The organism is Streptomyces sp. NPDC046977 (assembly GCF_040644455.1).
GTDB lineage: Bacteria > Actinomycetota > Actinomycetes > Streptomycetales > Streptomycetaceae > Actinacidiphila.
The window spans coordinates 25,897-35,309 of sequence record NZ_JBEYWO010000055.1 but is presented as its reverse complement, the minus strand read 5'-3'; the positions used below and the strand labels follow the sequence as shown (position 1 = coordinate 35,309).

The 9,413-nt window shown below is 72.3% G+C and carries 8 protein-coding genes; 4 read left to right on the top strand and 4 right to left on the bottom strand.

Annotated elements, in window-relative coordinates; all coding sequences use genetic code 11:
- Both ABZ883_RS41130 and ABZ883_RS41125 read right to left on the bottom strand, forming a co-directional pair.
- A partial coding sequence (locus ABZ883_RS41130; RefSeq protein WP_360916768.1) for an electron transfer flavoprotein subunit beta/FixA family protein occupies positions 1-621 on the bottom strand: 621 nt, incomplete at its 3' end.
- A 36-nt stretch (positions 622-657) separates the two neighbouring features.
- Entirely contained in the window at positions 658-1,809 is a 1,152-nt protein-coding gene (locus ABZ883_RS41125) for an acyl-CoA dehydrogenase family protein (RefSeq protein ID WP_360916765.1), read from the bottom strand.
- Between the two features lie 120 nt (positions 1,810-1,929).
- On the opposite strand from ABZ883_RS41125, the gene ABZ883_RS41120 reads away from it, so the two are divergent.
- Complete coding sequence (locus ABZ883_RS41120) at positions 1,930-2,616, top strand: TetR family transcriptional regulator (protein ID WP_360916771.1); 687 nt, start codon at positions 1,930-1,932, stop codon at positions 2,614-2,616.
- 141 nt (positions 2,617-2,757) lie between these two features.
- A complete protein-coding gene (locus tag ABZ883_RS41115) occupies positions 2,758-3,468 on the top strand; it encodes a dienelactone hydrolase family protein (protein WP_360916762.1) in 711 nt (236 codons plus the stop codon).
- 49 nt (positions 3,469-3,517) lie between these two features.
- Here the strand turns inward: ABZ883_RS41115 and ABZ883_RS41110 are convergent, their stop codons facing one another.
- Both ABZ883_RS41110 and ABZ883_RS41105 read right to left on the bottom strand, forming a co-directional pair.
- Positions 3,518-5,704: a TIGR03767 family metallophosphoesterase gene (locus ABZ883_RS41110; protein WP_360916759.1), complete on the bottom strand. Its 2,187-nt coding sequence runs from the start codon at positions 5,702-5,704 to the stop codon at positions 3,518-3,520.
- 341 nt (positions 5,705-6,045) lie between these two features.
- Complete coding sequence (locus tag ABZ883_RS41105; RefSeq protein WP_360916757.1) at positions 6,046-6,546, bottom strand: TIGR00725 family protein; 501 nt, start codon at positions 6,544-6,546, stop codon at positions 6,046-6,048.
- 63 nt (positions 6,547-6,609) lie between these two features.
- Between ABZ883_RS41105 and ABZ883_RS41100 the strand changes: the two genes are divergently transcribed.
- Positions 6,610-7,809 carry a glycoside hydrolase family 3 N-terminal domain-containing protein gene (locus ABZ883_RS41100; RefSeq protein ID WP_360916754.1) on the top strand — a complete coding sequence of 400 codons (1,200 nt, stop codon included), beginning with the start codon at positions 6,610-6,612 and terminating at the stop codon, positions 7,807-7,809.
- Positions 7,810-7,906: 97 nt separating this feature from the next.
- Positions 7,907-9,226: a diacylglycerol kinase family protein gene (locus tag ABZ883_RS41095; RefSeq protein WP_360916750.1), complete on the top strand. Its 1,320-nt coding sequence runs from the start codon at positions 7,907-7,909 to the stop codon at positions 9,224-9,226.
- Positions 9,227-9,413: the final 187 nt, after the last annotated feature.

The following is a 9,413-nucleotide window of genomic DNA, read 5'->3' as shown; positions in this document are numbered from 1 at the left end:
CAGGTCCAGGGACTCCACCGGCTTCTTCTTCGCCGCCATGATCCCCTTGAACGACGGATACCGCGCCTCACCCGACTGGTCCGTCACCGACACCAACGCCGGCAACGCCGCCTCCACCTGCTCCGACGCCGTGTCACCATCACGCCGACCCGACACCGTGCCACCGGCGACCGCGACCTGCGACAGCAACGTCACCTGCGGCACCCCCAACCGCTCCGCCAGCAACGCCGGCACCACGCCCCCGGTCCCATCCGTGGACGCCATCCCCGTCACCACCAGATCGAACCCCGCACGCTCGACCGCCTTCGCCAGCACCAGCGACGTCGCCATCACATCGGACCCGTGCAAGCCCTCGTCCTCGACATGCACCGCCTTGTCCGCACCCATCGACAACGCCTTGCGCAGCGCGTCCTTCGCATCCTCAGGACCCACCGTCACCACCGTCACCTCAGCGTCCCCCGACGCCTCGGCAATCTGCAGCGCCTGCTCCACCGCATACTCGTCCAACTCCGACAGCAGACCGTCCACCGCATCACGATCCGTCGTCAGATCACCCGCGAAGTGACGATCACCCGTCGCATCAGGCACGTACTTCACCGCTACAACAATCCTCAAGCTCACTTGATGTCCCTTCACACGATCGGTTGGGTGCTGTGCCTACGGCAGGTTGCGGGCCATGACGATGCGCTGGACCTGGTTGGTGCCCTCGTAGATTTGCGTAATCTTCGCGTCGCGCATCATGCGCTCCACGGGGTAGTCCCGCGTGTACCCGTAACCGCCGAGCAGCTGCACCGCGTCCGTGGTGATCTCCATCGCCGCGTCCGACGCGTAGCACTTGGCGGCGGCGCCGAAGAACGTCAGGTCGCCGTCGTTCCGCTCGGACTTCGCCGCGGCCGCGTACGTCAGCTGCCGGGCCGCCTCCAGCTTCATCGCCATGTCCGCCAGCATGAACTGGATGCCCTGGAAGTCCGCGATCGCCTTGCCGAACTGCTTGCGCTCCTTGACGTACCCCTTGGCGTAGTCGAGGGCGCCCTGCGCGATGCCGATCGCTTGCGCGGCGATGGTCACCCGCGTGTGGTCCAGCGTCCGCATGGCGGTGGCGAAGCCGGTGCCCTCCGCGCCGATCATGCGGTTCGCGGGGATGCGCACGTTGTCGAAGTACACCTCACGCGTCGGCGACCCCTTGATGCCGAGCTTCCTCTCCGGGGCCCCGAAGGACACGCCCTCGTCGCCCTTCTCCACCACGAAGGCCGATATCCCCTTGGAGCGCTTGTCCGGGTCGGTCACCGCCATCACGGTGTAGAACTCCGACACCCCGGCGTTGGTGATCCAGCGCTTCACGCCGTTGAGCACCCAGAAGTCCCCGTCGCGCACCGCGCGGGTCTTCATCCCCGCCGCGTCGGAGCCGGCCTCCGGCTCGGACAGGCAGTAGGAGAACATGCCCTCGCCGCGTGCGAGCGCGCCCAGGTACGTCGTCTTCAGCTCCTCCGAGCCCGACAGCTGCACCGGCAGCGATCCCAGCTTGTTCACCGCCGGGATCAGCGAGGAGGAGGCGCACACGCGCGCCACTTCCTCGATCACGATCACCGTGGACAGCGCGTCCGCGCCGGCGCCGCCGAAGGCCTCGGGCACGTGCACCGCGTGCAGGTCGTTGGCCTCCAGCGCCTCCCGGGCCTCCTCGGGGAACCGCCCCGCCTCGTCCACCTCCGCCGCGAACGGGGCGATCTTCGCCTCCGCGAGCGAACGCACCGCGTCACGGAGCATGTCGTGCTCCTCCGACGTCCGGAACAGGTCGAATTCCTGGCTCACGATCGGTCACTCCAGTCCGTGTACGGCGCCCATGGCATCGAGTACCCTCAATTATGCACACTCAGTGCCATCCGTAAGCCCCCGATGCTAGATTTTTGGACCATGACCACGAAGCCCCCGATGCGGGACGCCCTCGTCGCCGCGGCCTTCCAGCTCTTCCTGGAACGCGGTTACGAGGCGACGACGATCGACGACATCGTCGCCCTGGCGGGCGTCGGACGCCGGTCGTTCTTCCGCTACTTCCCCTCCAAGGAAGACGTGGTCTTTCCCGACCATGAGCGCGCGCTCGCCGAGATGACCGAGTTCCTGGACGGGAGCGCGGATGCCGACGAGCCGGTGTCCAAGGCCTGCGACGCCGCCCGCCTGGTGCTGAACATGTACGCCGAGAACCCCACCTTCTCCGTGCAGCGCTACCGCCTGACCAAGCAGGTGCCCGGGCTGCGGGCATACGAGCTGTCCGTGGTCTGGCGCTACGAGCGCGCCCTCGCGGAGTACCTCGGGGCGCGCTTCGCCGGCCGGCCCGACGGCAAGCTGCGGGCCGACGTCATCGCCGCCGCGGTGGTCGCCGCACACAACAACGGCTTGCGCTCGTGGCTGCGTTCCGGCGGCGAGGGCGACGCCTTCGCCGCGGTGGACCACGCGCTGGACTTCGTGCGCCGCGGCTGGAACCCCGAGGGCGCCGCGGCCGGGGAGCCGGCGGAGGCCGAGGACGACGTGGTGGTGGTGATCACCCGGCGGCGCACACCGATGTGGCGGGTGGTGCGCGAGATCGAGTCCTCGCTGGACGGGGAACGATCCCCCTCATAAGGAACTGAGTACCCCGATCGGGGCACTCCGTTCCCCCCTGCACGTCAGCCCCTCGCGGCCCGGTGCCGGCCGGGCCGGTCCGCCCCACTTTGCGTGTGCTTTAAATTTGTACGATCGAGTCGCCGGGCATAGCGTGATCCCATGGCCGAGACTCCGCAGCAGACCGGTTCCCCCGTCCGTCAGAACGTCACCTTCACCAGCGCAGGAGCCACCGCGCACGGCTACCTGGCGCTGCCGCCCGCCGGGCACGGTCCGGGCGTGATCGTGATCCAGGAATGGTGGGGCCTGAACGACCACATCGCCGACGTCACCGAACGCCTGGCCAAGGAGGGCTTCGTCGCCCTCGCCCCCGACCTGTACGGCGGCAACGTCGCCCACGACTCCGGCGAGGCGCTGCGCATGATGCGCGCGCTGCCCGTCGCACGCGGCGTGGAGCTGCTGTCCGGCGCCGTGGACTACCTCCTCGCGCGCCCCGAGGTGACCTCCGGCCACGTCGGCTCCGTCGGCTTCTGCATGGGCGGCGGATTCGTGCTCTACCAGGCCGCGAGCGACCCCCGGGTGAGCGCCGCGGTCCCCTTCTACGGTGTGGTCCAGGGCGAACTGCCCGACTTCACCGGCCTCAAGGCCGAGGTCCTCGGGCACTTCGGGGAGACGGACGAGAGCGTCCCGCCGGCCGCCCTGGTCGCGCTGCGCGACGGCATCCGCGAACAGGCCGGTGTCGAGGCCGACTTCCGTACCTACCCGGCCGGCCACGCGTTCTTCAACGACCAGCGTCCCGAGGCGTACCACGCCGAGTCGGCGGACCGCGCCTGGCGCAGCACGCTGGAGTTCCTCCACTCCCAGCTGGGCTGACCGCGCTCCGCGGGGGCGGCACCCGGGACGGGGTGCCGCCCCCGCGGTCTCACGGCGCGAGCAGCCGCAGCCAGCCCGCCGACCGCACGACGCCGTCCACGGGCAGGGCGCAGGCGCCCTGGAACGTCCGCACCGCGGCGGCCGTCGCCGTACCGAACGCCCCGTCCACCGCGAGCGCCGCCCCGTGGGTGTTGAGCAGCGACTGGGCCGACGACACGGCGGGCCCGGCGTCGCCCTGGGCCAGCGGCGCCACGACGAGCGCCTGCCACGTCGCGGATCCGACGGCGCCGTCCACCGGCAGGGCGCGGGCGCCCTGGAAGGACCGCACCGCGGCCGCGGTCGCGGTACCGAACACCCCGTCCACCGCGAGCGCCGCGCCGCGCGCGTTGAGCAGGTACTGCGCGGCCTTGACCCGGCTGCCGCTCTGCCCCTGCGCCAGGTACGGCCAGTCGGCGGCGGGCGTGCCGAGGCCCGCGGGGAGCGGGAAGGGCAGCGGGACCAGCAGTTGGGTGTTGCGGGCGTCGACCGTGCCGCGCCGCTTGTCGATGCCGCGGGCGACCGCCTGGATGTCGTTGACGGCCAGTTCGCGGGCGAGGGAGGCGAGCGCGGCCGGGGAGCCGGTGTCGCCGCCGTAGGACACCGGGGCGTCGGCGTCGATCATCGTGGTGAAGATCGACAGGGTGCCGTTGCCCTCGGCCACCTCCAGGATCCGGCTCTGGATCGGCCAGTCGATGTGCGAGGCGGTGTTGACCTCCCAGAAGCCGCCGCTGAGCGAGGCCGGCCAGGCGGGCCGGTGGGGGGTGACGGTGTTGGTGTGGGTGTGGCCGTCCACCATCAGCACCACGTTGGGGAAGCGCAGCAGCAGGGCACGCAGGTCGTCGCCGCCGTAGGGCGCGTCGTCGTCGGTGTTGTCCATGGAGTCGAGCGTGTGGTGGCAGAACACGACCACGAGCTTGTCGCGGACGCCCGGCTGCTGCACGACGGCCCCGGGCCCGCTGCCGCCCGGACTGGCCAGTTCGTACCGGGAGGAGACGGCCTTCAGGCGCCCCTCAAGCCATGCCCACTGCTCCTCGTCGAGGGCCCCGTCGGCCCCTCCGCCGGGATTGGTGGTGTCCAGGACGAGGTACTGGAAGAGGTCGTCCGGCGCCGAGGGCACGGCGTAGTAGGCGCGGTTCGCGCCGGAGGTGAAGCCGTGGCCCGCGGGGGTGCCGGTGGTGCGGAAGTGCTCGGCGACGAACTCGCTCCGGGACAGCAGCCGGCGGGCGGAGTCGGCGGTGACCTTCGCCGTGGCGAGGGTGAAGTCGCCGGTGAGGATGTCCGTCAGCAGTTCGACGTAGTAGCCGAGTCCGTTGTCGAGGACGTCGGGCACGCCCTCGACCTTGGTCAGCTTGGTGGAGCCGGTGGCGATGCTCTTCAGCGGGTCGAACGGCAGCGTGTCGGGCGGGACGTTGCCCTGGACGAGCCCGTCGTGGTTGCCGTAGGCGGCGTACCAGGGCGTGCCGAGACCGGTGGCGGCGAAGGGCCGGCGGGCGGCGGAGAGAAGCCCGGTGACCAGGGGGAAGCCGGCCAGGTCGTTGTTGTCGGGGGGCGACTGCCGTACCTCGGGGTGCCAGTAGTGGACGTCGGCGCCGAACGCTCCGGCGGCGACGCTCTCGTCCTTGGCGAGGTTGCCGGAGTCCGGCCGCACGCTGTTGCCGTCGAGCAGGTCGATGTACCAGCGGGCCTCGTTGTACTGGCAGTTGTCCACCGCGTCGCCGGTGACGACGGTGAAGGCCAGTGGGGCGCCCGTCCTCGGGCCGCGCCCGGTGCGTCTGATCGCCCGGCACATCGCGTCGGTGGTCTGCGTCGACAGGAACTCGTGGGCCCGGTAGGCGGATTCGGTCGGGTACGAGTTGTAGTGCGGCGGGCCGTAGTCGGCCAGGCGGTCCAGGCACTCCACGCGCAGCGGTGACTGGTCGTCGACGATGTGCAGGTCGGACATCTGGGCGAAGGCGGCGAGCGACCGGGTCACCACGGGGGCGGTGACATCGGTCAGGTCCCGCCGGATCAGATGGGGTTCGCCGGGCCCGGCGACGACCGCCCGGTAACCGCGGCCGAGGTCCGGGCCGCGCTGCAGCGTCCGGTCCACGGTGGACAGGACGGAGGCGGCACTGTCGCCGGCCGCCGTCGCGGCGAGGGCCACGCCGAGTGGGCCGCGCAGATCGACGGCGGCGGCCACCACACTCGCGGCGGTCACCGTCAGCATCCTTCGACGAGAAAGGGACATTCCGAATCCTGTTCGGTCGTCAGCCGCCGTGCCGGGGCAGCACGGCATGGCGAGGGGACGGGAGGGGGCGCGCCGGTCCTTCGGTGGGCCGCCCCGCGGACACGCGGAGGGGCACGGAACGGAGTGGGGGGGGGAGAGCGAACCGTGGAGGGGAACGGGCATGCGGGGGCGGGCACGGACCGGGCCCGACCAGGGTGGCCCACGGGGACCGTGGACCGCAAGGAGTGGTACAGCCACTCAGTCACTGATCCGTGGCACCCCCTGCGCCAAAGGGGTGCGCTCCAGGCAATTCCCCTGCGCGGGGCAGGAGTTCAGCTCTCCGCAGCCGGCCGGCCCCTGCCGTTTGGCAGCGCGTCCGCGACCGCCCGGACCGCCTCCTCCGGGCTCGACGCGCGCAGGGGGACCCCGTCCCCGGCGTCCGCTGCGACGTCCCAGCCGCCGAGGACCACCGTGGGCCTGCCGGTGCGCATCGCGAGCGCCACCTCACTCAGGGTGCCCCAGCTCCCGCCGACGGCGATGACCGCGTCGGCGGCGGCCACGACGAGCCCGTTGCGCAGCTCACCGAGCCCGGTGGGCAGGCAGACCGTCAGGAAGGGGTTCCCCTCGGCACGCTCCCGGCCGGGCAGCAGCCCGACGGTGACGCCGCCGTGCGCCCGGGCGCCCTCGCACGCCGCCTCCATCACACCGCCGAGGCCCCCGCAGACCACCACCGCTCCCCGCAGCGCCAGCAGCTCGCCCACCCGCCGGGCGTGCGCGCGCTCACGCTCCCCGGCGGTCCCAGGGCCCACCACGGCCACATAGCCCGGCGTCATACCGTCCCCCGATCGCCTCGCAGCGTTTGACATGGCGGATATCCACAGATATTTGCTGTAGATGTGACTTCCCGCCACTTCGCCTCCCGCGTCTCCCTCGCCTTCCTCGCGACGACACTGGCCGTCGCCGCCTGCGACACCCACCGCTCGCCCGACAGCTCCTCCACGGCCCGCGCGATGTCGGCCAGGACCGCCGCCGCGAGCACCCCGTCGTGCGCCCAGCGCGTCGAGGCGGCCATGAACGACACCCAGCGGGTGGGCCAGCTCTTCATGGGCGCTGCCGTACTCCCCACGACGCCCAAAGCCGACCTCAACGCGATGAAGACCTACGCCGTCGGCTCGGTGATGCTCGCGGGCCGCAGCACCGCGGGGGTGACGAAGATCCGGGCCTTCGCCGACCAGTTGCAGGGCATGCGGCAGACCGTCGCAGGGCAGCGGGTCGGGCTGCTGATCGCCACGGACCAGGAGGGCGGCCAGGTACAGGTCCTCAAGGGCCCCGGCTTCTCCACCATCCCCAGCGGGGTCACCCAGGGCAAGTACACGACCACCTACCTGCGGCAGCAGGCCGCGACCTGGTCGGCCCAACTGCGCAGCGCGGGCGTGAACGTCAACCTCGCGCCGGTCGCCGACATCGTTCCCGCCTCGCTGGGCACCGCCAACGCCCCGATCGGCAAGTACGGCCGGCAGTTCGGATCGACCTCCGCCGTGGTCTCCCCGCACGTCACGGCCTACGTCCAGGGCGCCACCCGCTCCAAGGTGCTCACCACGCCCAAGCACTTCCCGGGCCTGGGCAGTGTGCGCGGCAACACCGACGTCACCGCCGGGGTGACCGACACGACCCTGACCCGCACCGGCGCGAACGTCGCCCCGTTCAAGGCCGGCATCGGGGCCGGAGCCGCACTGGTGATGATCTCCACCGCGATCTACAAGCGGATCGACGCCGCGCACCAGGCGGCGTACTCCTCGGTGGTCATCAGCGGGATGCTCCGCAAGGACCTCGGTTTCAAGGGGGTCGTCATCTCCGACGACCTCGGCAAGGCGGCCTCCGCGCAGTCCCTCGCCGTCGGCAAGCGCGGGCTCGCCTTCCTGCGGGCCGGCGGGGACCTCGTGCTGACCGTGCAGCCGACGGGCATTCCCGCCATGGCCGAGGGCATCCGCTACGCCATGCGGCACGAACCGGCGGTGCGCACCCGGGTGCACGACAGCGTCCTGCGCGTGCTGGCCGCCAAGGAGGCGGCGGGCGTGCTCACCTGCACCGCCTGAGGACCACTGCCCGGTGCGCCGTCGCCGCCACGAAATACCGCCGTTCGCGGCGTGGCGGCGACGGCGTACCGGCGCCGGGCGGTGGCAGGGTCGGTCCATGGAACGTCCCGCCTCCCCCACCCGCCGCGCACCGCGCCGGCTCGCCCGCCTCGCCCTGGCCGCCGGGGCCGCGGCACTGGTGCTGCCGGTCGTCGTCGCCGGGCTGAAGAGCCTTCTGCTGGTCGCCGTGGCCTTGGCCGGCACCGGGATCACGGCGGCCGGTGTCTGGTGGGTGCTGACCCGGCGCGGAGCGGTCAGAGTGCTGGCCGTGGCCCTGACCGTGGCGGCACCGGTGGCCGTGCTCCTCTACTACGCCCACGCGGACCTGCTCTGGGTGGTGCTCACCTCGCTCGCGCTGTGGATCCTGGCGCTGAGTTGCGGGCGTGCCGCGGTGCACGGGGCCGGTCAGGAGGAACGGCGCGTCCGCGAACGGCGTGCTCCCCCGCCGCGGCGCCCGTTCGTGATCATGAACCCGCGCTCCGGCGGCGGAAAGGTCGCACGCTTCGGCCTGAAGGAGAAGGCCGAGGCCCTGGGCGCCCGGGTGACGCTGCTCGACCCGGACCACCCGCAGGACGTGGCCGCCCTCGCCCGCGCGGCCGCCGACGAGGGCGCCGACCTGCTCGGCGTGGCGGGCGGCGACGGCACGCAGGCGCTGGTCGCGGCCGTCGCCGCGGAGCGCGGGCTGCCCTTCCTCGTGATCAGCGCGGGCACCCGCAACCACTTCGCCATGGACCTGGGGCTCGACCGGGAGGATCCGGCGGCCTGCCTGGACGCGCTCACCGACGGCGTGGAACTCCGTGTCGACCTGGGCTTCGTGGACGACAGGCCCTTCGTCAACAACGTCTCCTTCGGTGCCTACGCGGCCGTCGTGCAGAGCCCGGCCTACCGCGAGGACAAGGTCGGCACGATCCTGGAGATGCTGCCGGACCTGCTCACCCGGCGCACCGGCAGCGGGCTCACCGCCCGGGCGGGCGCGACCGTGCTCCACGAGCCGCAGGCCGTCCTGGTGAGCAACAACCCCTATCGCACCGGGGACCCGGCGGGGCTCGGCCGCAGGGACCGGCTGGACACCGGCATGCTCGGGGTGCTTGGGGTGACCGTCGACAACGCGGCACAGGCGGCGGCCCTGCTGATGGGGCCGCAGGCCCCGGGGCTCAGCGCACTGACGGCACGTCAGGTCATCGTCACCGCGGACGCACCGGCGATCGAGGCCGGCGTCGACGGCGAGGCGCTGCTCCTCCCCGTCCCCCTGCGCTGCGAAATCCGGCCCGGCGCCCTGCGCCTGCGCCTCCCCCGCAACCGCCCGGGCGTCCCCGTCACCGGCGCCCGCCTCGACTGGTCCCACTTGTGCACACTCGCCCTGACCACAGGCCACTGACCCGGACCGCCCGCAGCGGCCCGCCCCGTTCAGGCGCCTTCGCGACCGCACGACGGCCGGTCGCGCCCGCAGGCCAGAACGCAGCGCCCCCGCAGGCCCCGCCGCGCAGCAGCCTGCCCCCTGCAAGCCCAGACCAGACCGGCCCGGGCACCGGCGGCCCGAACAAGCAGGCATCCGCCTCGTCGCA

What these genes read in the sequence shown, in the direction of transcription:
- ABZ883_RS41120 (WP_360916771.1), top strand. Translation starts at nt 1,930, where the DNA reads ATGCGGGACGCCCTCGTCGCCGCGGCCTTCCAGCTCTTCCTGGAACGC.
- ABZ883_RS41115 (WP_360916762.1), top strand. Translation starts at nt 2,758, where the DNA reads ATGGCCGAGACTCCGCAGCAGACCGGTTCCCCCGTCCGTCAGAACGTC.
- ABZ883_RS41105 (WP_360916757.1), bottom strand. Translation starts at nt 6,546, where the DNA reads ATGACGCCGGGCTATGTGGCCGTGGTGGGCCCTGGGACCGCCGGGGAG.
- ABZ883_RS41095 (WP_360916750.1), top strand. Translation starts at nt 7,907, where the DNA reads ATGGAACGTCCCGCCTCCCCCACCCGCCGCGCACCGCGCCGGCTCGCC.